Source organism: Paracoccus sp. C2R09, from assembly GCF_018860625.1.
GTDB lineage: Bacteria > Pseudomonadota > Alphaproteobacteria > Rhodobacterales > Rhodobacteraceae > Paracoccus.
This window is the reverse complement of the sequence record NZ_JAHKQB010000029.1, coordinates 501,912-525,277: the sequence shown is the minus strand read 5'-3', so window position 1 is coordinate 525,277 and position 23,366 is coordinate 501,912. Positions and strand designations below refer to the sequence as shown.

Annotated in this window: 21 protein-coding genes and 1 tRNA gene; 10 read left to right on the top strand and 12 right to left on the bottom strand. The window is 64.3% G+C overall.

What is annotated here, in order from left to right; genetic code table 11:
- The first annotated feature begins 141 nt into the window (after window positions 1-141).
- The 4 genes from KO490_RS14455 to KO490_RS14440 all read left to right on the top strand — a co-directional run bounded on the left by KO490_RS14455 (window position 142) and on the right by KO490_RS14440 (window position 3,577).
- Window positions 142-1,434: a hypothetical protein gene (locus KO490_RS14455; RefSeq protein WP_216020088.1), complete on the top strand. Its 1,293-nt coding sequence runs from the start codon at window positions 142-144 to the stop codon at window positions 1,432-1,434.
- A 10-nt stretch (window positions 1,435-1,444) separates the two neighbouring features.
- Window positions 1,445-2,359: an esterase family protein gene (locus KO490_RS14450; RefSeq protein WP_216020087.1), complete on the top strand. Its 915-nt coding sequence runs from the start codon at window positions 1,445-1,447 to the stop codon at window positions 2,357-2,359.
- A 235-nt stretch (window positions 2,360-2,594) separates the two neighbouring features.
- Window positions 2,595-2,729: a DUF6538 domain-containing protein gene (locus KO490_RS14445; protein ID WP_216020086.1), complete on the top strand. Its 135-nt coding sequence runs from the start codon at window positions 2,595-2,597 to the stop codon at window positions 2,727-2,729.
- Between the two features lie 128 nt (window positions 2,730-2,857).
- Window positions 2,858-3,577 (top strand): hypothetical protein, encoded by a 720-nt coding sequence (locus KO490_RS14440; protein ID WP_216020085.1) that lies wholly within the window; start codon window positions 2,858-2,860, stop codon window positions 3,575-3,577.
- Window positions 3,578-3,682: 105 nt separating this feature from the next.
- Here the strand turns inward: KO490_RS14440 and KO490_RS14435 are convergent.
- Window positions 3,683-3,772, bottom strand: a tRNA-Ser gene (locus KO490_RS14435).
- Window positions 3,773-3,882: 110 nt separating this feature from the next.
- Here KO490_RS14435 and KO490_RS14430 point away from each other — a divergent pair.
- The 4 genes from KO490_RS14430 (at window position 3,883) to KO490_RS14415 (ending at window position 9,385) form a co-directional block, all read left to right on the top strand.
- Window positions 3,883-4,740, top strand: a complete 858-nt coding sequence (locus KO490_RS14430) for a DUF2059 domain-containing protein (protein WP_216020084.1) — start codon at window positions 3,883-3,885, stop codon at window positions 4,738-4,740.
- On the top strand, window positions 4,737-5,810 hold the full coding sequence (locus KO490_RS14425) for an NUDIX domain-containing protein (RefSeq protein ID WP_252727188.1): 1,074 nt from the start codon (window positions 4,737-4,739) through the stop codon (window positions 5,808-5,810). The genes KO490_RS14430 and KO490_RS14425 overlap by 4 nt, the downstream gene beginning before the upstream one ends.
- 96 nt (window positions 5,811-5,906) lie before the next feature.
- On the top strand, window positions 5,907-6,938 hold the full coding sequence (locus KO490_RS14420) for a cysteine synthase A (protein WP_216020083.1): 1,032 nt from the start codon (window positions 5,907-5,909) through the stop codon (window positions 6,936-6,938).
- 8 nt (window positions 6,939-6,946) lie between these two features.
- Window positions 6,947-9,385 carry a DUF3772 domain-containing protein gene (locus KO490_RS14415; protein ID WP_216020082.1) on the top strand — a complete coding sequence of 813 codons (2,439 nt, stop codon included), beginning with the start codon at window positions 6,947-6,949 and terminating at the stop codon, window positions 9,383-9,385.
- A 45-nt stretch (window positions 9,386-9,430) separates the two neighbouring features.
- On the opposite strand, the gene KO490_RS14410 is transcribed toward KO490_RS14415, so the two are convergent.
- From KO490_RS14410 to KO490_RS14395, 4 genes are all read right to left on the bottom strand, one after another.
- Window positions 9,431-10,519 carry an AI-2E family transporter gene (locus KO490_RS14410; protein ID WP_252727187.1) on the bottom strand — a complete coding sequence of 363 codons (1,089 nt, stop codon included), beginning with the start codon at window positions 10,517-10,519 and terminating at the stop codon, window positions 9,431-9,433.
- A gap of 56 nt (window positions 10,520-10,575) precedes the next feature.
- Window positions 10,576-13,269 carry a DNA gyrase subunit A gene (gene gyrA / locus KO490_RS14405; protein WP_216020182.1) on the bottom strand — a complete coding sequence of 898 codons (2,694 nt, stop codon included), beginning with the start codon at window positions 13,267-13,269 and terminating at the stop codon, window positions 10,576-10,578.
- Between the two features lie 161 nt (window positions 13,270-13,430).
- On the bottom strand, window positions 13,431-13,907 hold the full coding sequence (locus KO490_RS14400) for a disulfide bond formation protein B (protein WP_216020080.1): 477 nt from the start codon (window positions 13,905-13,907) through the stop codon (window positions 13,431-13,433).
- On the bottom strand, window positions 13,904-14,482 hold the full coding sequence (locus KO490_RS14395; RefSeq protein WP_216020079.1) for a YqaA family protein: 579 nt from the start codon (window positions 14,480-14,482) through the stop codon (window positions 13,904-13,906). Before KO490_RS14395 ends, KO490_RS14400 begins: the two co-directional genes overlap by 4 nt.
- 86 nt (window positions 14,483-14,568) lie before the next feature.
- On the opposite strand from KO490_RS14395, the gene KO490_RS14390 reads away from it, so the two are divergent.
- Window positions 14,569-15,441 (top strand): neutral zinc metallopeptidase, encoded by an 873-nt coding sequence (locus tag KO490_RS14390; RefSeq protein ID WP_371822361.1) that lies wholly within the window; start codon window positions 14,569-14,571, stop codon window positions 15,439-15,441.
- Between the two features lie 136 nt (window positions 15,442-15,577).
- On the opposite strand, the gene KO490_RS14385 is transcribed toward KO490_RS14390, so the two are convergent.
- A complete protein-coding gene (locus KO490_RS14385) occupies window positions 15,578-15,760 on the bottom strand; it encodes a hypothetical protein (RefSeq protein WP_216020078.1) in 183 nt (60 codons plus the stop codon).
- Between the two features lie 73 nt (window positions 15,761-15,833).
- Between KO490_RS14385 and KO490_RS14380 the strand changes: the two genes are divergently transcribed.
- The gene (locus KO490_RS14380) at window positions 15,834-16,295 is read left to right on the top strand and encodes a type II toxin-antitoxin system RatA family toxin (RefSeq protein WP_216020077.1); all 462 of its coding nucleotides are present in this window, start codon (window positions 15,834-15,836) and stop codon (window positions 16,293-16,295) included.
- A gap of 38 nt (window positions 16,296-16,333) precedes the next feature.
- On the opposite strand, the gene metK is transcribed toward KO490_RS14380, so the two are convergent.
- The 6 genes from metK to KO490_RS14350 form a co-directional block, all read right to left on the bottom strand.
- Window positions 16,334-17,512 carry a methionine adenosyltransferase gene (gene metK / locus KO490_RS14375; protein WP_216020076.1) on the bottom strand — a complete coding sequence of 393 codons (1,179 nt, stop codon included), beginning with the start codon at window positions 17,510-17,512 and terminating at the stop codon, window positions 16,334-16,336.
- A gap of 5 nt (window positions 17,513-17,517) precedes the next feature.
- Entirely contained in the window at window positions 17,518-18,921 is a 1,404-nt protein-coding gene (gene ahcY, locus KO490_RS14370; RefSeq protein ID WP_216020075.1) for an adenosylhomocysteinase, read from the bottom strand.
- A 54-nt stretch (window positions 18,922-18,975) separates the two neighbouring features.
- Window positions 18,976-19,614, bottom strand: coding sequence for a TetR-like C-terminal domain-containing protein (locus tag KO490_RS14365; protein WP_216020074.1), 639 nt, complete (start codon window positions 19,612-19,614; stop codon window positions 18,976-18,978).
- 252 nt (window positions 19,615-19,866) lie between these two features.
- On the bottom strand, window positions 19,867-21,687 hold the full coding sequence (gene typA / locus KO490_RS14360; protein WP_216020073.1) for a translational GTPase TypA: 1,821 nt from the start codon (window positions 21,685-21,687) through the stop codon (window positions 19,867-19,869).
- 340 nt (window positions 21,688-22,027) lie between these two features.
- Complete coding sequence (locus KO490_RS14355; protein WP_216020072.1) at window positions 22,028-22,807, bottom strand: hydroxypyruvate isomerase family protein; 780 nt, start codon at window positions 22,805-22,807, stop codon at window positions 22,028-22,030.
- Complete coding sequence (locus KO490_RS14350) at window positions 22,807-23,352, bottom strand: DUF1285 domain-containing protein (RefSeq protein ID WP_216020071.1); 546 nt, start codon at window positions 23,350-23,352, stop codon at window positions 22,807-22,809. The genes KO490_RS14355 and KO490_RS14350 overlap by 1 nt, the downstream gene beginning before the upstream one ends.
- Between the last annotated feature and the right edge of the window lie 14 nt (window positions 23,353-23,366).

Below are 23,366 nucleotides of genomic sequence, written 5' to 3'. Positions count from 1 at the left end.
CCCGCCTCGGCGCAGGATGTCGCCTCCGATATGCCCCCAAATATGCCCCTCGTATGGCCTTCCGAGCTGAAACCCGCGACGCCGCCCGATTGGCGCCAGATCGTACCTGGACCACGCAGCATCCACACCGAAGACTTCGCAGTGCCCGACGCCGTCGAGGTGCTGCACGATGCCCCCAATGTCTTCAGCTGGTCGCGCTTTCAAACCGGACGTATTGGAGATTTCACCTACAGGCTGTTTCCCGATGCATCGGCCATCATCGTGGCAGCATCCGGACGTCCCTTCGCCGAATACATGCTGAAATGCACAAGGGGCGAGGAATGCCGGATTTCGAACGATACGGGTGTGATCATGATCGTTCCCGCCATCGCGGCACCGAAACCTCCCCTGCCGCAGGGGAATGTCACGGGGCTGGACGCCGCGCAATACCTGGCGGAATGGATCCTGGCCGGAACCGGCACACGGCCCCCGCCTCCGCCCGATCCTGCGCCCGCTGCTCAGTTCGAAGGCCCCGTCCTGCCCCTGGCAGAGGATTTGCCCGAGGAACCTGCCGAGGCAGACCCTGCCGATCCTGAACCCGAAATCGATCAGAATAACCTTCTGCCGCCCGAGGTTGATTGTCTCGAACCCGATCCTTTCTATCCCGATGCTTGTTCCGTCCCCGAACCCCGCAGGCGTGCGGTGGTGGCAGCGACCCCGGTTGGCGACGTTGCTGCACCCGTCACTGCCCCGCCCCCGCCCCCGGAGGATAACCGACCCAGAACGTTGGCCGAACGGTTCAAGCTGGCCTGCTCGCTTACCACGGGCATGGGGCTGCAATATACCGACCCCAACGATTACGAGGATGCCTATGGCAAGGCGCGGGTCAGCTTGGGGTGCAATGTGCGCCTCCAAGAACGGGTGTCGCTGTCGCTGGCACTGATCCATTTCCCGATCTCGGGGCAGAAGGCGCCCTGGGATCCCGATTTCACTTATGCGCTGAACATGCGCGTGACCGAGAAGCTGAGCCTCGGCTATTCGAACTACAGCGCGCGTTTCTCGGGCGGAAATTCGGATTTGATCTCGTCGCTGCTGACGGGCAGCTTGCGGGCTTCCTACAAGCTGCCGCCATTGCCGTTGCCCATGGACCGAGAGGCGCAGTGTTCAGTTAGCATCGGATTGTCCAATCCGGGCAACGATTCAGGCTCTCTCAGTTGCGGGATGACGGTGAACGACAAGCTGCGGCTGGGTTTGACGCTTTATGCCTATCCCTCGGGAACGCAGGAACCCTGGAACCCCGATTACAGCTATACCGCCAGCTACAAGATCAACGATCGCATTCAGCTGAACTATTCCAACTACAGCTCGAACCGGTGGCCGTGGAATCGCGGCTCCAGCCCCGGTCCGGGCATGCTGGGCGGGTCGCTCAGCCTGTCCTACAAGCTTCTGTTTTGAAAGGCCGCTCATGAAACCGGCTTCCCTGATCGGCACCCTTGCCACTTTCGCCATCCTGGCCTCGCCGCTTCGGGCCGAGGTCCGCATGCAGAACGCGATCGGCAGCGAGGTGCTGGGCCGCCCGGTCGGCTATTCGGTCTATCTGCCGCCGGGATACGGCCGGGACAGGCGCGATTACCCGGTGCTGTATCTTCTGCATGGCGGGGGGACGGGGCAGCCTTCGGACTGGTTCACGCTGGCGGGGATCGATCAGATGCTGGACCGGATGATCGCCGACGGTCAGATACGCCCACTGATCGCCGTGGCCCCGGATGGTCGGCGCGACGAAGCGAACGTGGTCGCAACCTATTTCCTCGATGATGCAAATGGGGAAACGCTCTGGCGCACGATGTTCCTGACAGAATTTATTCCCGCGATCGAGCAGAAGTATCCGACCATCGGCAGCGGCGACGGGCGGGCGGTCTTGGGCATTTCGATGGGTGCAGTGGCGGGCATCGTCTATCAGTTGCACGAGCCGACGATGTTTGCGGGTGTCGCGGCGCTCAGCCCCGCGTTCCGAACCGATGCGCAGCTGCTGGCACTTTCGGATGAGGGCTATGCCGCGCGATACGAAGGCGTGCTGGGTGCGGGGCTGACCGGCCCCGCGCGGATGAATGACATCTGGGAGGCCCTGCGCCCATCGACCCTGACGGCAGGGGCAGATACCGCCAGACTGGGCCGCATTCCACGGATCTGGATCGATATCGGCGCGGACGATCCCTTCTTTGAAGGCGCTGCAGACCTGCATGTCGCCCTGCGCGATGCAGGCGTGGTACATGACTTCACTGTCACACGTGGCGGTCACGACTGGCCCTTCTGGCGCGGCGCGTTGCAGGATGCGCTGGTCCATGTGGACGCCGTCCTCACCCGAGGCTACGGTGAATGATGCTGTGCGGGGGAGCCACTTGTTTCCTTGAAGGAAAGTGGCGGAGGGTGTTATCCTGACTTCGCAGATTTGCACTGTAAACGTTAGAAAAAATTGACTGCCGTGAACCAATTTGTGAACCATAATGTGCACCATTTTTCGGCACTATTTCTGGCTTCTCGCGGCCCCTACAGTTCGCTTAGCAGTTCGCGCAATGCGATTTTACAATCTGCGTTGGTCGTAGTCTAATACCAAGATGAAGCCGATCACCATCATCCTGCGCGACAACATTTGGCATATCCGCAAACGGGTGCCGCGCCGCTTTGCAAAGGTCGAGAAGCGCACGATTGTGCTTGTCAGCCTGCGCACGGACAGCCGAACGGTCGCCTAGGAGCGCGCCTCGCAGGTCTGGGGGCAGATGATACAAGCGTGGGAGGCCAAAGAAGCTGGATACGTCAGCACGCAATTGACCGTTTCGAGGCAGCGCGCCGCCTCGCGAAGTTACGCAGCGTGCGCTACATGAGCGCGCCCGAAGTTGCCAAGCTGCCCATCGAGGATATTTTGAGAAGGGTAGAGACGGTGAAGGATGGCGCGCGGCGGATCGACAACGCAGAGGCCGACGCCATGCTGGGCTTGGTACCGCGGCCAGAACTGCGAGCAAGTGACGCCTGGGAAGCCTTCAGGGAAGTGGCTGCCGAGGATATGAGGGGCAAGAACAACGACCGGATCAGGCGTTGGCGCAGCCCTCGCATCCGCGCCACGCAAAACTTCATCAGCGTGATCGGCGACAAGCCGCTGGCCGACACCGCGAACAAGGATTTCACGCACCTGCTGGGGAGTTGGAAGCGTGTCGCGCGGGCGCGCGGGATCGCCTTGAGCTACAGCACCGACGGTGTGATGCTGCGGTCGGACAAGGAAAAGGATGATGTTCGTCCGCCGTTCTCAACAGAATGGATCAGGTCGAAGCTGCTCGCACCGGGGGCACTCAAGGGCATGAACACGGATGCGCGGCTGATCCTGCTGGGGATGATAAATACCGGCTATCGGCCATCCGAAGGCGCGGGCCTGCTGCACGAGGAAATCCGGCTTGATGCGAACCCGGCAGACCTTCGTTATGACCGAGGGACCCAAGAGGGGCAGGTCAGCCGAGCTGCAAGTATGGCCCCAGAAAGCTGTGCGCAATCACTCAGAGAAGATCAGCGAACCCAAAAAATCGCGTATGTGTGTACCGGATTGTGAACCATAATGTGCACCAAATTCCTAGCATAAGAGGCGAGTATCATCAGCCCCAACGAGCATTGCATTGCAATTGCTAGGTTTTTCTATGGTACTGAAATGGTAAATTGGCGGAGAGGGTGGGATTCGAACCCACGGAACCCGTGAAGGCTCAACGGTTTTCGAGACCGCCCCGTTCGACCACTCCGGCACCTCTCCGCGCTTTCTGGTGTGGTGAAGCGGCGTTTAAAGTTAGGGGGGTTGAAGCGCAAGGGGGTTTCGACGAAAAAAAGCTGCGCCGATGAATTTTCTGCTGAAAGGCATTGTGGATGCTCAGACTTCTCGTGCTTGCGGCGTTGCTGCCCGGCGCCGCACCGGCCGAACCGGCGCCCGCGCCGCCCGCGATCCGGTTGGTCCAACAGGACCTGACCGAAGAGCTGTGGGAGGTGATGCGGATGGATGCGATGATCGACATCATCGCCGACGAGGCCGTGTCCGAGGCCCGCAAGCTTGAGGAGAGCGGCGTGATCGTCGGGACGGGGCAGCCCTGGCCGGATGTCGTGCGGCGCATCCACGACCCCGAAACGCTGCGCGTCACCTTTCGCGAGGGCGTGGCCGAGGCGGTCGCGCGACTGGACCCGGGACTGGTGCGCGCGGGCCTGGGCTTCTACCGATCACCCCTCGGGCAGCGGTTCCTCGACCTTGAGGCATCCGCGCGACGGGCCATGCTGACGGAGGGCGTCGAGGATCAGGGCCGCGAGGCCTTCATGCGCGACCTGACCCGGGGCGGCGAAAGGTCCGCGATCATCCGGCGGATCATTCGGGACGCCGATCTGATCACGCCCAATGTCGAAAGCGGACTGAACGCGACGGTCGCCTTCTCGCAGGGCTTTGCCGAGGGTGGGGGTTACGACATGCCGCCCGATCAGTCGCAGATGCTGGCCGAGGCGTGGGAACAGCAGCCGCAGATCGAGGCGGATGCCGCCGCCTGGTTGGAAGGCTTCTTCATGATCGCCTATTCCCCCGTCACCGACGAGGAGATGGAAGGCTATGCCGGCTTCGCGACATCTGACCGGGGGCAGGCATTGGCCAACGCGATGTTCGGCGGTTTCGACAAGCTGTTCGCGCAGACCTCGTACCGCATGGGCCTTGCCGCTGCCCTGCGCCGCGGCGGGAGAGAGCTTTGACACTGACATTCCTGGGCATCCTTGCGCATCCGAAGATGATGGAGGTCTTCGGCCTGTCCGGCGATCCCGTCACGATGGCGGGACGGTTGGTCGATCGGGGGCAGGCGGGTATCGATGCGGATGGCTGGCCGCATGTGAATGCCGCGACGGGCCGGATGCCGGGCATGGAGGTGACGCCGAACGATGCGTTCTGGCGCTATGCCCGCGTGATGGGGCTGCAGGTTCACGACCACGATGGCAGGCAGGTCATCGGCATTGCCGGAACCACCGCCGACGATCCGTCGGAAGTGCCGCAGGACCCGCAGCTTCCTGCCGGAATCGCGCAGCAGATCATTGATGCCCCGCCCACGGTCGATATCCACACGCTGCGCTGGCGGCTGCCGATGATGGCGATCTGGGCGGGCAGCCGAAACCGGGGGATGGCCTCCGAACCCTCGGGGCAGGGCGTCGTGCCCCTGCGCGGCGACGGTGGTTTCACCACGCTGGAACGGCATCAGCCCTTCACCGGCTTCTTCGTGGCCGAGCGTCGCCGGATCACGCATCGCCGGCATGACGGCGGCGAAACCGGCCCCATGACGCGCGAAGCCTTCCTGATGGGGGATGCGGTCGTGATGCTGCCCTGGGATCCCGTCCGCGACCGCGTGCTGGTGATCGAGCAGTTCCGCTTTGCCCCGGCGCTGCGCGGCGATCCGCAGCCCTGGCTGCTGGAGCCCATCGCCGGACGCGTCGATGGCGGCGAGACGGTCGAGGCCGCGATCCTGCGCGAGGCGCAGGAGGAAGCGGCGCTGGAGGTCACGCGGCTGATCCCGGCATTCAGCTACTATCCCAGCCCGGGGGCCGTTTGCGAGTATCTCTATCAATATGTGGGCATCGCGGATCTGCATGATGACGTCACCGGCGTTCATGGGCTGGAAACCGAGTCCGAGGATATCCGCGGCCACCTGATGCCGCGCGGTCAACTCAGCGCGATGGTCGATCAGGGCCAGATCAGCAACGGCCCGCTGACGACCCTGTCCTTGTGGCTGGATGCGCGCGTGGAACGCATCAGGCGGGAACTGCAGGGGGGCTGAACCGTTCGGCCAATGGCCGGCGGCGACCTTGCCCCTTCGTGCCGCGCATGTTTAGGAACGAAATGTCGAACAATCACGAAGGGATGCTGTACCGCCATGCGTATCTGCTCTGACCTTGCCGAGGCGATCGGCAACACCCCGTTGATCCGCCTTCGGCGTGCCAGCGAGGAAACCGGCTGCGAAATCCTCGGCAAGGCCGAGTTCATGAATCCCGGCCAGTCCGTCAAGGATCGCGCCGCGCTGTTCATCATCAAGGATGCGATCGCGCGGGGGCAGCTGCGCCCCGGCGGCACCATCGTCGAAGGCACCGCCGGCAATACCGGGATCGGCCTTGCGCTGGTCGGTGCCTCGATGGGGTTCCGCAGCGTGATCGTCATCCCCGAAACCCAGAGCCAGGAGAAGAAGGACATGCTTCGCCTGGCGGGGGCCACCCTGGTCGAGGTTCCGGCAGCGCCTTACAAGAACCCGAACAACTATGTCCGCTATTCTGGCCGCCTGGCCGAGGAGCTGGCCAAGACCGAACCGAATGGCGCGATCTGGGCGAACCAGTTCGACAATACCGCCAACCGCATGGCCCATGTGGAAACGACCGGCCCCGAGATCTGGGAACAGACCGCGGGCAAGGTCGACGGCTTCATCTGCGCGGTGGGGTCCGGCGGAACGCTGGCCGGCGTGGCCGAGGCGCTGCAGCCCAAGGGCGTCAAGATCGGCCTGGCGGACCCCGAGGGTGCGGCCCTCCATTCCTTCTATACCACCGGCGAATTCGCGAGCCCCGGCAGCTCGATCACCGAAGGTATCGGGCAGGGGCGGATCACCGCCAATCTCGAAGGGTTCACCCCCGATTACAGTTGGCGCATCCCCGATGACGAGGCGCTGCCCGTGGTCTTCGACCTGCTGAAGGACGAGGGGCTGTGCCTTGGCGGATCGTCCGGCATCAATGTCGCGGGCGCGATCCGCATGGCCCGCGAGATGGGTCCGGGCCATACCATCGTCACCATCCTTTGCGATTACGGCACGCGTTACCAGACGAAGCTGTTCAACCCCGAATTCCTGCGCGCCAAGGAGCTGCCGGTCCCCGAGTGGCTGGAAAAGGGCGCCCCCGATCTTCCCGAAGTATTCGAAGGCTGAAGCAAGACATGCGACATTTCTTGGCCACCATCCTACTGGCCATCATGACTGTCTGCGTCGTCCCGGCATATGCACAGCAACTGCCGGATTACGACCAGTGGAACGAAACCGCCCAGGCCGCCGAAGAGGTGGTCCGCAATCCGCAGGCGACGAATGCCGATCTGGCGACGCTGCGTGCCGAACTGGTCGATTGGCGCGACACGCTGCTGGCCGCCGAGGACGTGAACGGCGACCAGATCTCGATGATCCAGAACCAGATCGACACCCTGGGCGAGGCCCCCGCCGAGGGCGAGACCGAGGATGCCAGCGTCGCCGAACGCCGCAGCCAGCTCGAGGAGCAGCTGTCCGAGGCCCAGGCCCCGCGCATCGCCGCGAACGAGGCCGCAAGCCGCGCCAGCGCGATGATCGCCCGCATCGACGAGATCACGCGCCAGCGTGCCGCGCTGGAGCTGACCAAGCAGTCGCCGTCGCCCCTTCTGCCCGCAAGCTGGGGCAAGGCCGCGACCGACGGGCTGGATCTGATCGAAGGCGTCGGCAACGAGGTTTCGGGTGCCAACTCGACCGACGGGCTGTGGGAGAGCGTGCGTCCGAACCTGGCCGAGGTGCTGTTGTACCTGTTCGGGGCGGTCCTGCTGCTGACCCTTGGGCGGAACTGGATCGGCAGCCTGCCGTCGCGGCTGTCTGCACGCGCCACGACCTATTCGCGGGCCGTGCTGGCCTTCGTCGTCTCGCTCGGGCAGATCGCCTTGCCGATGCTGGGCGTCTATCTGGGGATCAGCGCGATTCAGGCCACCGGCCTGCCGGGCGACTGGACGACGCCCTTCCTGAACGCGCTGCCGGTGGCCGCGGTGATCCTGTTCGGGGGCATCTGGCTGTCGCGCGCGATGTTCCCGCGCCAAGCCATCGCCTATACGTCGTTGCAGATGACCGAGAAGGCGCGCCACCGCGCAGGCCGTTGGGTCAACGCCCTGGCCGCGCTGATGGCGCTGCAATACATCCTGTCGCGCGCCGTGCTGCCCCTTTCGGGGCTCTACGAGCAGGGCGAGGTTCAGGTGGATCGCGTTCCCGTCGAATTCTCGGACAGCGGGGCGGGCGTCTGGCACCTGGTGCTGGTCACCATCACCGCGCTGGTGATGTTCCGCCTGGGCAACATCCTGCGCCGCATTCCGCGCGACGCGGGCGCACAGGATCTGACCTATCGCCACTATATCGTGGCATGGGCCGGGACGCTGACGCGGATCGTGGCGCCGCTGGCGGTGATCGCCGTCGCCGCGGGCTTCGTGAATTTCGGCAACCTGATGGTCTGGCCGTGGCTCTATTCGCTGGCGCTGATCGCGCTGCTGATCCTGCTGCAGGATTTCATCGCGGATCTGTTCAATATGCTGCAGCGTGGTGCCGAAGGTGCGCGCGACGGCCTGGCCCCGCTGCTGATCGGCTTCGCGCTGGTGATCATGTCGATCCCGCTGTTCCTCGTGATCTGGGGAGCGTCGGTCGACGAGCTGGCCGAATACTGGGTCGCCTTCCGCGAGGGGATTTCGCTTGGCGGGATCACGCTGTCGCCCGGATCGATCCTGACCTTCCTGATCGTCTTCCTGATCGGTTACTTCATCACGCGCGGCGTGCAGGGGGCGTTCCGCAACTCGATCCTGCCGAAGACCAAGCTGGATCCGGGGGGGCAGAACGCGCTCGTGTCGGGTCTCGGCTATGTCGGGATCGTACTGGCCGCCATCCTGGCCATCACCTCGGCCGGGATCGACCTCAGCTCGCTTGCCATCGTCGCAGGTGCACTGTCGGTCGGTATCGGTTTCGGTCTGCAGAACATCGTGTCGAACTTCGTGTCGGGCATCATCCTGCTGATCGAGCGTCCGGTCAGCGTGGGCGACTGGATCAGCGCGGGCGGCCAGCAGGGCATCGTCAAGCGCATTTCGGTCCGGTCGACCCAGGTCGAGACCTTCGACAAGACCGAGGTGATCGTCCCGAACAGTGATCTGATCAGCCAGCCGGTCACGAACTGGACCCGCCACAACAAGGTCGGTCGCATCATCGTGCCGGTGGGCGTGGCCTATGGCACCGACACCCGCAAGGTCGAGGCCATCCTGCGCGAGGTGGTCGAGGATCACCCGCTGATCAGCATCGACCCGGCCCCTTCGATCCTGTTCCGCGGTCTGGGTGCGGATTCCCTCGACTTCGAGATCCGCGCGATCCTGGCGGATGTGGGGACCGGACTGGGCGTCACCTCGGACCTGCTGCACGAGGTGGTGCGGCGCTTCTCCGAGGAAGGGATCGAGATCCCCTTCGCGCAGCGCGACATCTGGCTGCGCAATCCCGAAGCCCTGAAGGGCGAAGATGCCGCGCCGGCACCGACCGGCCCCGTCAAGAGCGAGGCCTTGTCGGAAACCGCCCGGTCGCTGCCCGACAGCGACGACATGGACGGCGACGGCCGCTGATCCCGTCCGGAAAGAAGAAAGGGCGCCCTGATCGGGCGCCCTTTTTCATGCCTTGGCGAGGGTCTGTTCCTCGTCCCCGCTGCCATCGTCCGGCAGCCCTTCGCGCGACAGAAGCACCGCGACCGATCGTAGCCAGGGGATATGGGCGCAGACGATCATCAGCGCGACCATGATCGGCACCGCAAGGAACATGCCCGGCACGCCCCAGACCGCACCCCAGAAGGCCAGCGACAGGATGATGCCGAAGCTGGACAGGCGCAGCGTCTGACCCAGCAGCATCGGGTCCAGCACGTTCCCGATCAGGAATTGCGTGGCGGAACACAGGATGGCGATGGCCAGCGTGATCGTGGTGTCCCCTGACAGCACGAAGGCCAGGATGATCGCGATGACGGTGGCCACGATGGACCCCACGGACGGGACGAAGTTCAGGATGAAGGTCAGGATCGCGACCGCCGTCGCCAGTTCCAGCCCGACGGTGCGGAAGATCAGCCAGACGATGCCGGCGGTCACCGCGCTTACGCCCGTCTTGACGACCAGATAGCGGTTCACCCGATGCATGATCGAGGCGATGATGCGGCGTGCCTGCACGGCCCGTTCCGCGTCGCCCGTCAGACGCTCCATCTTGACGGGGAACCACACCTGTTCGGCGAACATGAAACCCACGAACAGGATCACGAGGACGCTGCCCGACAGGATGCCCGAGGCCTGGCCGGCAAGCGACCTGATCCAGCCGGTGATGTTGAAATTCGTCAGCGCCGTCATGATCCGTTCCTGCGCCTCGGGCCCGAGGCGTTCGGTCAGGGCGGGCAGGGCGGCCTGCGCCTGTTCGGCATAGGTGATGGCGATATAGACGATCTCGTTCACCTGGGCGACGATCGTGGTCGATACCCACAAAAGCCCAAGCGCGATCCCGATCAGCGCCAGTGTCGTGGCCAGCCATTTCGCGACCTTCAACCGGGTCGAAATTGCGTGGATCGCATCCGATGTCAGCGAGAAGAGGATGATGGCGATGGCCAGCGAGATCAGGATGAACCGCGCCTGCACCAGCATGATCAGCAGCAGCGAAAAGGCGATGAGGCCAAGAAAACCCGTCTGCAGGCGTTCGCGCAGGACGGTTTCGTTAGAATGATCCAATACGGTCCTCATTCATTGAAAAACCCGATCCCGGCGGGCGGGATCGGGCAAGGTTGTCAGTCCTCGGATGTCTCGGTCAGGGTTTCGTTGACGCCCTGTTCGGCAACCCTTGCGACAGAAACGACATATTCGCCCTGCGCCGTGTTGAAGACCCGCACGCCGCCGGCGCTGCGCGACCGGAAACTGATCCCGTCCACCGGAACCCGGATGGATTGCCCGGTCGAGGTGGCCAGCATGATCTGGTCGTCGGGGTCGACGGGGAAGCTGGCCACCAGCGCGCCGCCGCGCATGGCCTTGTCCATCCCCATCACGCCCTGACCGCCGCGGCCCCGGACAGGATAGTCGTGGCTGCTGCTGATCTTGCCCGCACCCTTGGCGGTGATGGTCAGGATCATGTCCTCGGCCGCCGACATCTCGGCATAGCGTTCCTGGCTGATCTGGCCCTCGGGCGCGGCTTCCTCGTCCTCGTCGGGCTCGGCGCCGTCATCCAGCGCACCCGCGACCGCGCGGCGCATCTTCAGATAGGCCACGCGTTCCGAAGGCTCGGCCTCGAAGTGGCGGATGACCGACATGCTGACGACCTCGTCGCCCTCGGCCAGGCGGATGCCGCGGACCCCGGTGCTGTCGCGGCCCTTGAAGACGCGGACGGCGGTGGTGGGGAAGCGAATGGCGCGCCCTGCGGCGGTCATCAGCATCACGTCGTCATCCTCGGTCGCCATGCGGACGCCGATCAGGCTGACGCCCTCGGGCAGCTTCATGGCGATCTTGCCGTTCGACTTCACGTTGGTGAAATCGGACAGGGCGTTCCGGCGAACATCCCCCTGCGAGGTGGCGAAGATCGTCTGATAATTCTCCCACTCGGTCTCGGGGGCGTCCACGGGCATCAGCGCCGCGATGCTGACGCCGCCGTCGATCGGCAGGATGTTGACGATGGCCTTCCCACGAGAGGTGCGTCCGCCGATCGGCAGGCGCCAGGTCTTCATGCGATAGACCATGCCGTCGGTCGTGAAGAACAGCAGTTCCGTGTGGGTATTGGCCACGAACAGCGTCGTGACGACGTCGTCCTCCTTAGTGGCCATGCTGGACAGGCCCTTGCCGCCCCGGCGCTGCGCACGGAATTCGGCCAGCGCGGTGCGCTTTATATACCCGCCCGAGGTGATGGTGACGACCATGTCCTCGCGCTCGATCAGGTCCTCGTCCATCATGTCGCCGGACCACTCGGTGATCTCGGTGCGGCGCGGAACGGCAAAGAGGTCCTTCACCTCGCGCAGCTCGTCGCTGATGATGCCCATGATCCGGTCGCGCGAGGCAAGGATCGCCAGGAATTCGCGGATCGCCTCGGCCAGCGATTGCAGCTCGTCCGTGACCTCCTTGACGCCCAGCTGGGTCAGGCGCTGCAGGCGCAGCTCCAGGATGGCGCGGGCCTGCGTCTCGGACAGGTTGTAGGTGCCGTCGTCGTTCACCGGGTGCAGCGGATCGTCGATCAGGCGCAGGTATTCGACGATGTCATGCGCCGGCCAGCGACGCTCCATCAGACGCTGGCGCGCCGCGGCGGCGTCGGCGCTGCTGCGGATGGTGGCCACGACCTCGTCGACATTGCTGACCGCGACCGCCAGACCGCAGAGCACATGGCTGCGTTCGCGTGCGCGGCGCAGTTCATAGGCCGTGCGGCGGGCGACGACTTCCTCGCGGAAGCTGATGAAGTGGGTCAGGAAATCGCGCAGCTTCAGCTGTTCGGGGCGTCCGCCGTTCAGCGCCAGCATGTTGCAGCCGAAGCTGGTCTGCATCTGCGTGAAGCGGAACAGCTGGTTCAGCACCACGTCGGGCGTGGCGTCGCGCTTCAGGTCGATGGCCACGCGGATGCCGGTGCGGTCGGATTCGTCCTGCACCGAGGCGATGCCCTCGACCTTCTTCTCCTTGGCAAGCTCGGCGATCTTCTCGATCAGGCTGGCCTTGTTCACCTGGTAGGGGATCTCGTCCAGGACGATGGTGTAGCGGTCCTTGCGCGGTTCCTCGATATGGTGCCGGGCGCGGATGATGACGCTGCCGCGCCCTTCGAGATAGGCCTTGCGCGACCCCGAACGCCCGAGGATCAGACCGCCCGTCGGAAAATCGGGGCCGGGGATCAGTTCGAGGATGCGTTCGGTCGGCAGATCCGGGTTCTCGATCAGCTCCAACGTGGCGTCGATCACCTCGCCCAGGTTGTGGGGCGGGATGTTCGTGGCCATGCCGACCGCGATGCCGCCGGCGCCGTTGACCAGCATGTTCGGGAAACGCGCCGGCAGCACCGTTGGCTCGCGGTCCTTGCCGTCGTAATTGTCCTGGAAATCGACGGTTTCCTTGTCGATATCCATCAGCAGGAAGTTCGCAGGCTTGTCCATGCGAACCTCGGTGTAACGCATGGCGGCGGGGGGATCGCCATCCATCGAACCGAAGTTCCCCTGGCCGTCCAGCAGCGGCAGCGACATCGAGAAGTCCTGCGCCATCCGCACCAGCGCGTCATAGATCGCGCTGTCGCCATGGGGGTGGTATTTGCCCATCACGTCGCCCACGGGACGGGCCGACTTGCGATAGGCCTTGTCGGCGGTGTTGCCGGTCTCGTTCATCGCATAGAGGATGCGGCGATGCACCGGCTTCAGGCCGTCGCGCAGATCCGGGATCGCGCGGCTGACGATGACCGACATCGCATAGTCCAGATAGGACGTGCGCATCTCGGACGAGATGTCGATCATGGGGCCGTCGTGATGCATCACGAGGCGGGTCTCGGTCCCGCCTTCCTCGCCATTCTCAGGGGTTTCGGGCAGATCGTCTTCTGGGGTGTCGGCCACGGGTCTTCCTCAAGATCTAGTCGAGTTACCGTATAGCCGAGCACGCGGCGCGGGGCAATCGCGCGTGCGGAATCAGGGGCTTCTCAGCGCCCCCGACCCGCCCTGACCGCGGCCATTGCCCAGATCGCGGCCAGCCCGGCCGAGAAGACGGCGTTCCAGCCGGCCATGGACACACCGAACATGCTCCAGGCGACCTCGTCGCAGCGGGTGACGGGGGCGTCCTGCAGGCGTGCCATCAAATCCTGCGTGGACATGCGGGCAAAATCGCCCACGCCGCCCGAACAGTGCTGCGGGCCGTCCCACAGCTGCATTTCCACCCCGACATGGAAGATCGCGAAGCCCATCGCGGCGCCTGCGGCGATCATGCCAAGGATCGCCAGCGCCCGGACGCGGCCGGTCAGCCAGACCAGCCCGCCGATGACGATGGCCGCCAGATGGGGCCAGCGCTGCAGGATGCACAGCTCGCACGGGGCATAGCCTGCGGCCTGGAAGGTCAGCGCCGCGATCAGAAGGAAGGCCGAACCGGCGGCGGCGAACAGGGAAAGACGATATCCGGTCACATGAACCTCAGTGCTGCGAACCCGCCGATCAGGCAGATCATGAAGATGGTGAAGACGAGGCCCAGCCTGCGTTCGATGAAATCGCGGATCGGCGGCCCGAAGCGATAGAGAAGCCCCGCCACGATGAAGAACCGCCCCGCGCGCCCCAGGACCGATGTCAGGATGAACAGCGGCAACGAGAAGCCGACCGCCCCCGAGAAGATGGTGATCACCTTGAACGGGAAGGGCGTCAGCGCCGCGAACAGGACCGCCCAGCCCCCATGCGCCGCGAATTGCGCGGCCAGCGTGTCATAGGCGTGCTGCTTGCCGTAAAGCGTCAGCACCCATTGGCCAACGCTGTCCATCAGCAGCGCCCCGATCCAGTAGCCCAGCAGCGCGCCCGCGACCGATCCGCAGGTGGCGATTGCCGCGATCACCCAGGCCCGTGCGCGGCGCGCCAGCACCATGGGGATCATCAGCACGTCGGGCGGGATCGGAAAGATCGAGCTTTCGATGAAGCTGACCGCGAAAAGCGCGGTATCCGCGTTCTTGTGGCCCGCAAGCCCCATGGTCCAGTCGTAAAGCCTGCGCAGCATGAAAACGTCCCTCGTAACTTTTGCGTCCTGCATCCAGATTGAGGCCGCTCAGGTCAAGCATCTTGCACGTATGTCGCAAGGCTGTGATGGTGGCGAACGATCGGCAGATGCAGGGGTGGTCGATGAAATGGCGCGGACGCCGCGGAAGCGGCAATATCGAGGACAGGCGCAGTTCGGGCGGCGCAAGGATCGGCGGGCTCGGGGCGGGGGGCGTGCTGATCGTGCTGGCGATCGGCTATTTCTTCAACATCGATGTCAGCCCGCTTCTGAACGGCGGCAGCCAGGGCAGCAGCGCACCGCTGTCGCAGCGCGACGAGGAATGGGGGCAGTTCGTTTCGGTGGTCCTGGCCGATACCGAGGAGATCTGGGCCGACACGCTGCCCGCGCAGGCGCAGCGCCAATATGTGGATCCTTCGCTGGTGCTGTTCCGCGGGGCGGTCCAGTCGGCCTGCGGGGGCGCGTCCTCGGCCATGGGGCCGTTCTATTGCCCGGGCGATCAGAAGATCTATCTGGATACGGATTTCTTCGACATGATGGCCGAACGCATGGGCGCCGGGGGCGATTTCGCCGCAGCCTATGTCGTTGCGCACGAGGTCGGGCACCATGTGCAGAACCTGACCGGCGTGCTGGGCGCGGTGAACCGTGCCCGTCAGCAGCAATCCGAAACCCGCGCGAACGAGATCTCGGTCCGGGCCGAGCTGCAGGCCGACTGCTATGCCGGGATCTGGGCACGCCGGGCGCAGGACCGCTTCGGGACGCTGGAGGAAGGCGATATCGACGAAGCCCTGGGCGCGGCCCATGCGGTCGGCGACGACGTGATCCAGGCCAGCGCGGGAACCACACCGATGCCCGACAGTTTTACCCACGGAACGGCGGCACAGCGCCAGGACTGGTTCATCCGGGGCTTCCGGTCGGGCGAGATGGGGCAATGTGACACATTTGCAGTCAGCGAACCGTGACCAAGTCTGACGAAGGGAACAGGAGAACGACATGACGACGATCCTCGGCCTTTTCGGCCTGCTTACCGCCTTCGGCATCACCGCCCATCTGGGCCTGCCGCGCCGTGAACCGGTCCGGGTCAGGGCCCGCCGCTGATCAGCGCGGAACGCGGGGGCGCCTGGTGTCCATCGTGGCCCAATCGGGCCACAGGCCCATCTTTTCCAGCGCCAGCAGCAGCAGCCCGGCTGCGATGATCCCGAAGACCAGCTTGACCATCTTCGCGCTTGGGGGTCTGCGCGCCCATCTTGCGGCACGGATCAGCCAGATCATGTTGTTCATCGCCACGTCCGCCTGCTAAGTCCCTCGGGACGAACCGAACCAGAGCCCGCGTTGAAACTCAAGAGCCTTGCCCGTGCCGCATACCGAAGACAGCCGTAACCTCCCCTATACCGCCCAGCAGATGTTCGACCTCGTGGCCGACATCGAAAGCTATCCCGAGTTTCTGCCTTGGAACAGCGCGGCCCGCATCCGGTCGCGCAATGAACGCCCCGATGGCGCGACCGAGATCGCGGCCGATCTGGTGATCAGCTTCAAGGTCTTTCGCGAACGCTTCGGCAGCCGCGTCGTGCTGTGGCCCCGCAACCAGGACGGCCAGCTGAAGATCGACACCGAATATCTGGACGGTCCGTTCAAATACATGCGCAGCGGCTGGGTATTCACCGACAGGCCCGATGGCGGCTGCCACGTCGATTTCTTCGTCGATTTCGAATTCAAGAACATGATCCTGCAGCGCCTTATCGGCGTGGTCTTCGGCGAGGCGATGTCGCGGATCGTTCGCGCCTTCGAAGAGCGCGCGAAGAAGCTGTATGGCTGAAATGCAAAGGCCGCCCGAAGGGGCGGCCTTGCCGATCGTCAGGTGATCGCGGCGCGCAGCGCCTCGGCCTTGTCGGTGCGTTCCCAGCTGAACGCGGTGCCGCCTGCCAGCGCATAAGGATCGCGCCCGAAATGGCCATAGCTGGCCGTGGGGCGATAGATCGGGTGCAGCAGGTCCAGTTCACGGATGATCGCGAAGGGCCGCAGGTCGAACACCTCGCGCACGGCGGCAACGATCTTGTCGGCCGAAACGGTTTCCGTGCCAAAGCAGTTCAGGCTGATCGAGGTCGGTTCGGCCACGCCGATGGCATAGCTGACCTGGATCTCGCACCGGCTGGCAAGTCCTGCCGCGACGATGTTCTTGGCAACCCAACGTCCCGCATAGGCCGCGCTGCGATCCACCTTGGACGGATCCTTGCCCGAGAACGCGCCGCCGCCGTGACGGGCCATGCCACCATAACTGTCGACAATGATCTTGCGACCCGTCAGGCCGCAATCGCCCACCGGACCGCCGATGACGAACTTGCCCGTCGGGTTGATGAAGTATTTCGTGTCCGCCGACAGCCATTCCGACGGCAGCACCGGCTTGATGATCTCCTCGATCACGGCCTCGCGCAGGTCGTTCAGGGCGATGTCGGGATTGTGCTGGGTGGACAGCACGACCGCATCGATCCCCTCGGGGCGGCCATCCGCGCCATAGCGCAGCGTGACCTGCGACTTCGCATCGGGGCGCAGCCAGTCCAGCGTGCCATCGCGACGGACCTTGGACTGACGTTCCACCAGCCGGTGGGCATAGGTGATGGGCGCGGGCATCAGAACGTCGGTCTCGTCCGAGGCATAGCCGAACATCAGGCCCTGGTCGCCCGCGCCCTGTTCTTCCAGGCTTTCGCGGTCCACGCCGATATTGATCTCGGGGGATTGCTTGCCGATGATGTTGATGACCGAGCAGGTCGCACCGTCGAAGCCGACCTCGCTGCTGGTATAGCCGATATCGTTGATGACGCCGCGCACGATCGATTCCAGGTCGACCCATGCGCTGGTCGTGATCTCGCCCGAGATGATCGCCACCCCGGTCTTGACCATGGTTTCGCAGGCGACGCGGGCACGCGCATCCTCGGCCAGGATGGCGTCGAGGATGGCGTCGCTGATCTGGTCGGCGATCTTGTCGGGATGGCCCTCGGACACGGATTCCGAGGTGAAGAGCGAATATTCGGTCATATGCGTCAGTACCGGTAATGATCTGATTTGAACGGGCCTTCGGGCGTAACGCCGATATAGTCGGCCTGTTCCTTCGACAGCTTGGACAGTTTCGCGCCGACCTTTTCCAGGTGCAGCATCGCGACCTTCTCGTCCAGATGCTTGGGCAGGATGTAGACGCCGGGCTTGTAGTCGTCGCCCTTGGTCCACAGCTCGATCTGGGCCAGCACCTGGTTGGTGAAGCTGGCGGACATCACGAAGGACGGGTGCCCGGTGGCGTTGCCCAGGTTCAGCAGGCGGCCTTGGCTCAGCAGGATGATGCGATTGCCCGAGGGCATCTCGATCATGTCCACCTGGTCCTTGACGTTGGTCCATTTGTGGTTGCGCAGGCTGGCCACCTGGATCTCGTTGTCGAAATGGCCGATATTGCCGACGATCGCCATGTCCTTCATCTCGCGCATATGCTCGAGGCGGATGACATCGCGGTTGCCCGTGGTGGTGACGAAGATGTCGGCGGTACCCGCGACCTCTTCCAGGGTCACGACCTCGAACCCGTCCATGGCGGCCTGGAGCGCGCAGATCGGATCGACCTCGGTCACCTTCACACGGGCGCCGGCGCCCTGAAGGCTGGCAGCGCTGCCCTTGCCGACATCGCCGTAACCGCAGACGACGGCGACCTTGCCGGCCATCATCACGTCGGTCGCGCGACGGATGCCGTCGACCAGCGATTCCTTGCAACCGTACTTGTTGTCGAATTTCGACTTGGTGACGCTGTCGTTCACATTGATCGCGGGGAAGGGCAGCTGGCCGTTCTTCTGCAGATCATAGAGGCGATGCACGCCGGTCGTCGTTTCCTCGGACACGCCCAGGATCTGGTCGCGGGTCTTGGTGAACCAGCCGGGCGATTGCGCCATGCGCTTGCGGATCTGCGCCTTGACGACCTCTTCCTCCTCGGATTCGGGGACCGGGATGATGTCCTCGCCCGCTTCGGCGCGTGCGCCCAGAAGGACATACATCGTCGCATCGCCGCCATCATCGAGGATCAGGTTCGGGCCTTCCTCGAACTGGAACGAACGGTCCAGGTAATCCCAGTGTTCGGCCAGCGTCTGACCCTTGATCGCGAAGACCGGCACGCCGCTGGCGGCGATGGCCGCGGCGGCATGATCCTGGGTCGAGTAGATGTTGCACGATGCCCAACGGACATCCGCGCCCAGGTCGACCAGCGTCTCGATCAGCACGGCGGTCTGGATCGTCATGTGCAGGCTGCCTACGATCCGCGCGCCCGCCAGCGGCTTCGCTTCGCCATATTCGGCGCGCAGCGCCATCAGGCCGGGCATCTCGGTTTCCGCGATGTCCAGTTCCTTGCGGCCGTAATCGGCCAGCGCGATATCCTTGATGATGTAATCGGTCACGGCTTCGCCTTCGTCCATTCAGTTTGAACGACCGATACCGCATGCCCCCCGTGACCGAAAGGGGCTATTCCGTCACGCGTGCTGGGGAAGGCTGCTGCGGGCCATGCGACGCACGAAATCGCGGATCAACTGCTTGGCGGTCACCATGGGGTCCGCGCCGGGGGCCCATTCCCCCATCCGTCCGTCCACGATCATCCGCGCCGTGCCATAGGCGAAGCAGCGCGACGACAGGACCATCTGCTCGATATTCTCCTTGGGGTGCAGCTGTCCGTTGTCCAGGGCGCGCTTCAGCAGTCGCTTCATCAGCGCCACCAGCGAATTCAGGTAACGCCGCAGCTTCGGTTCGTGCAGGACGGTCATCAGGCGTTCGTCGGACATCAGGCGGAACTGCCCGCGATTGCGGTCGGCCCATTCGAGATAGGCGTCCCCGATCGCGGTGAACTGCGCGACGGGATCGTTCGGGTCCACCTTGACGACCGAGCGGGTGCAGCTGTCGATCAACAGCACCAGTGCCTGTTCGACGACCGCGATCAGAAGGTGCTGATCGTCGGGGAACATGGATCGCAACCGTTCCTCGGGCATCCCGATGGCGCGTGCCACCTCGGAGACGCTCGGCGTGGCGCTGTGCATGTCGTCCATAAGCTCCAGCGTGACGTTGATCGCCTGCTCGTGCAGGCCCATCGACGATTTGGTGCTGTTCAGTATGTTCATTGCCACAAGACCCGGCTGCTGGTGGGGATCATCGAAATCAGTGGAACTGGCAAACAACGTCTTCTTCACTATCTGAGCGACACGGCGACGATTTCAACCCCCAGTTGAAACATCCGAAGCGGTCTCACCCGCCACTCTCACCGAACGGCCAATATGGATTATAGTTTCAGATAGTCGAATTGCGATCTGTCTAAAACGACAACCGTCTGAAAAGACGAGGCCCGGAAATCTCCGGGCCCGTCCATTCCGAAATCAGTTGTCGGCGCGCGACTGGCGCTTGCGCTCGTGCGGGTCGAGGAAGCGCTTGCGCAGACGGATGTTCTTGGGCGTGACCTCGACCAGCTCGTCGTCGTTGATATAGGCGATGGCCTCTTCCAGCGACAGGCGGACGGGCGGCGTCAGGCGGACAGCCTCGTCCGTGCCCGAGGCGCGGACGTTGGTCAGCTTCTTGCCCTTGAGCGGGTTCACTTCCAGGTCGTTGTCACGGCTGTGCTCGCCGATGATCATGCCCTGATACACCTGCTCTTGCGAGCCGATGAACATCTTGCCGCGATCTTCCAGGTTCCACAGCGCATAGGCGACGGAGACGCCGTCCTCCATGCTGATCAAGACGCCCTGACGGCGGCCCTGGATGTGACCCTTGTAGGGGGTCCATCCGTGGAAGATGCGGTTCAGCACGCCGTTGCCGCGCGTGTCGGTCATGAATTCGCCGTGATAGCCGATCAGCCCGCGCGAGGGGACATGGGCCACGATGCGGGTCTTGCCGACGCCTGCGGGGCGCATGTCGACCATCTCGCCCTTGCGGTCGCCGGTCAGCTTCTCGATGACCACGCCGGTATAGTCGTCATCGACATCGATGATGACTTCCTCGACCGGTTCGGTCCGCTGGCCGTTCTCTTCGCCGAAGATGACGCGCGGGCGGCTGATCGACAGCTCGAAGCCCTCGCGGCGCATGTTCTCGATCAGGACGCCCATCTGCAGTTCGCCGCGGCCCGAGACCACGAAGGCCTCGCCGCCGGGGGTGTCCTCGATCTTGATGGCGACGTTCGATTCCGCCTCCTTCATCAGGCGTTCGCGGATGACGCGCGACTGGACCTTGCTGCCGTCACGACCGGCCAGGGGGCTGTCGTTGATGCCGAAGGTCACGCTGATGGTGGGGGGATCGATCGGCTGCGAGGGGATCGGGGTCTCGATCTCGGGGGCGCAGATCGTGTCGGCCACGGTGGCCTTGGCCATGCCGGCCAGCGTCACGATGTCGCCGGCGACGGCTTCCTCGATCGGCTGCTGCAGCAGGCCGCGGAAGGCCAGGACCTTGCTGATGCGGAACTGTTCGATCCGCTGGCCGTCGCGCGACAGCGCCTTGACCGTGTCGCCCGCCTTGGCGCGACCGGCCTCGACCCGGCCCGTCAGCAGACGGCCGAGGAAGTTGTCGGCGCCAAGCGTGGTGGCCAGCATCTGGAAGGGTTCGTCGGCCTTGGCGATCTGCTTCGGCGGCTCGACATGCTTCAGGATCAGGTCGAACAGCGCGGACATGTCCTGACGCGGGCCGTCCAGCCCCTCGTCGCACCAGCCACCGATGCCCGAGGCATAGAGATGGGGGAAGTCCAGCTGTTCGTCGTTGGCGCCAAGGTTCGCGAACAGGTCGAACACGTCGTTCAGCGCCTCTTCGGGTTCGGCGGCGGGCTTGTCGACCTTGTTCAGCACGACGATCGGACGAAGGCCGAGCGCCAGCGCCTTCGAGGTCACGAACTTCGTCTGGGGCATCGGGCCTTCGGCGGCATCGACCAGCAGGCAGACGCCATCGACCATCGACAGGATGCGCTCGACCTCGCCGCCGAAATCGGCGTGGCCCGGCGTGTCGACGATGTTGATCCGCGTGCCCTTCCATTCGACCGAGGTGGCCTTGGCAAGGATGGTGATCCCGCGTTCGCGTTCGATGTCGTTGCTGTCCATGGCGCGTTCCGCCACGGCCTGGTTCTCGCGGAACGACCCCGATTGCTTCAACAGCTGGTCGACCAGCGTGGTCTTGCCATGGTCGACGTGGGCGATGATTGCGATATTGCGGATATCCATAAGGGGCCTTCCTTGCGCTTCGCGGCTGGCCCTAGCCGATAAGAGACCCCATTACCAGTACGCAAATGAAATGCCGTCGCGTGTTCGGCAAAGCGTCACAAATGCCAACGGGCGCCGCAATGGCGCCCGATGAAGGTTCCAGATTGCTGGCGGCTTCGGATCAGCGCAGACCCAGGAACGACAGGATGAACAGAACGATCACGACAAGACCGACGATATAGACGATGGAATTCATAAGCTTGGCTCCTGTTGGCGCTTCGGGTCCGCCGCGCTTGGCGGCATGTTGACATCTGATGGCGCAACGACGCGACCGCGTGCGGGGTTCCCGAAATAGCGCGGATCAGGCGGGCAGGGTGCCTTTTCGCAGGGCATGTTGCAGCCATGCAAGCCCGACATGCGTGGTGCGCAAGGGGATGTATTCCGCACCGACCCAGCCGCGATATCCGTCCTCGTCCAGTGCGGCGAAGAATTCGGAATGATCCAGATCCCCGCCATCCGGCTCGGACCGGCCGGGATGCGCTGCCACCTGAACATGCCGGACATGGGACTTGACCCGTGCCCATGTCGCCAGCGCATCCCCCGTGATGGACTGCGCGTGATAGGTGTCGAATTGCAGCCCAAGGTTCGGTGCGCCGACCCGATCGATCACCTCGACCGCCATGTCGAAGCCGTCGAGGAAATAGCCCGGCCTGTCGGTCGCGTTCAGCGGTTCGATCGTCAGGCTGGCATGGGGCGCGCGTTTCGCGGCCCAGGCAAGGTTCGCGACATAGGTCTCCATCGCCTCGTCGCCCTGGGCCTTGCCGGCCATCAGATGGATATGCCGCGCGCCCAGAACCTGCGCCACCCGCAGGCTGCGTTCGAAATCGCGCTGGAACCGTTCCTGCAGGCCCGGTATTGCCGCGAACCCGCGCGCGCCCCCGGCCCAGTTCGGGGGCGGGGCATTGATCAGCACGAAGTCCAGCCCGGCCGCCTTGCAGGCCCGCTTCAGTTCGGGCGTGGCCGTGTCATAGGGGAACAGGATCTCGACCCCCGCGAACCCGGCCTCGGCGGCGGCGGCGAAACGCTCGGTCAGCGGCAGTTCCGTGAACAGCATCGTTAGGTTCGCGGCAAAACGCGGCATCAGGGCTCCAGCGCGAAGAAGGCGCCGCCGGATTTCAGCCCCAGCCGGCCCCCGGGTCCGGGTTCGGCCGCGGCAGCGAGGCGATAGAACGTCTTGCGGTCGATCAGCGCCTCGAGGCCCCGGCGGACATGCACATAGGGGCGCGGGTTCTGCGCATCGCCCCGCAGGATGATCGCGTGTTCCGCATCGGCCACGACGCTGTCGCCCAGATTGGTCGTGAACTCGATCCGGTCGGGCGCAATCTCGGCATCGACGGCGATGAAGGGGGCGTCCTCGACGGTGATGCCGACCTTCTCGACCGGGGTGACAAGGAAGAAGCGGCCATCCTCTCGTTTCAGGATGGATGCGAACAGCCGCACCAGTGCGGGACGGCCGATGGGCGTGCCTTCGTGCCACCAGCTGCCATCCGCGCGGATCTGCATGTCCATCTCGCCGCAATAGGGCGGGTTCCACAGATGCACCGGGGGCAGGCCGCCCTTCGACGCCTTGCTGGCGGCTGCGGCAAGGCCTTCGGCACTCACGCTTTTGTCACCGTTTTCGGGCATTCGATCTGGTCGCC

Coding starts and splice junctions, on each gene's coding strand:
- KO490_RS14450 (WP_216020087.1), top strand. CDS start 1,445: ATGAAACCGGCTTCCCTGATCGGCACCCTTGCCACTTTCGCCATCCTG.
- KO490_RS14445 (WP_216020086.1), top strand. CDS start 2,595: ATGAAGCCGATCACCATCATCCTGCGCGACAACATTTGGCATATCCGC.
- KO490_RS14440 (WP_216020085.1), top strand. CDS start 2,858: ATGAGCGCGCCCGAAGTTGCCAAGCTGCCCATCGAGGATATTTTGAGA.
- KO490_RS14430 (WP_216020084.1), top strand. CDS start 3,883: ATGCTCAGACTTCTCGTGCTTGCGGCGTTGCTGCCCGGCGCCGCACCG.
- KO490_RS14420 (WP_216020083.1), top strand. CDS start 5,907: ATGCGTATCTGCTCTGACCTTGCCGAGGCGATCGGCAACACCCCGTTG.
- KO490_RS14415 (WP_216020082.1), top strand. CDS start 6,947: ATGCGACATTTCTTGGCCACCATCCTACTGGCCATCATGACTGTCTGC.
- gyrA (WP_216020182.1), bottom strand. CDS start 13,269: ATGCATCACGACGGCCCCATGATCGACATCTCGTCCGAGATGCGCACG.
- KO490_RS14395 (WP_216020079.1), bottom strand. CDS start 14,482: ATGCTGCGCAGGCTTTACGACTGGACCATGGGGCTTGCGGGCCACAAG.
- KO490_RS14390 (WP_371822361.1), top strand. CDS start 14,569: ATGGTGGCGAACGATCGGCAGATGCAGGGGTGGTCGATGAAATGGCGC.
- KO490_RS14385 (WP_216020078.1), bottom strand. CDS start 15,760: ATGAACAACATGATCTGGCTGATCCGTGCCGCAAGATGGGCGCGCAGA.
- metK (WP_216020076.1), bottom strand. CDS start 17,512: ATGACCGAATATTCGCTCTTCACCTCGGAATCCGTGTCCGAGGGCCAT.
- ahcY (WP_216020075.1), bottom strand. CDS start 18,921: ATGGACGAAGGCGAAGCCGTGACCGATTACATCATCAAGGATATCGCG.
- KO490_RS14365 (WP_216020074.1), bottom strand. CDS start 19,614: ATGAACATACTGAACAGCACCAAATCGTCGATGGGCCTGCACGAGCAG.
- typA (WP_216020073.1), bottom strand. CDS start 21,687: ATGGATATCCGCAATATCGCAATCATCGCCCACGTCGACCATGGCAAG.
- KO490_RS14355 (WP_216020072.1), bottom strand. CDS start 22,807: ATGCCGCGTTTTGCCGCGAACCTAACGATGCTGTTCACGGAACTGCCG.
- KO490_RS14350 (WP_216020071.1), bottom strand. CDS start 23,352: ATGCCCGAAAACGGTGACAAAAGCGTGAGTGCCGAAGGCCTTGCCGCA.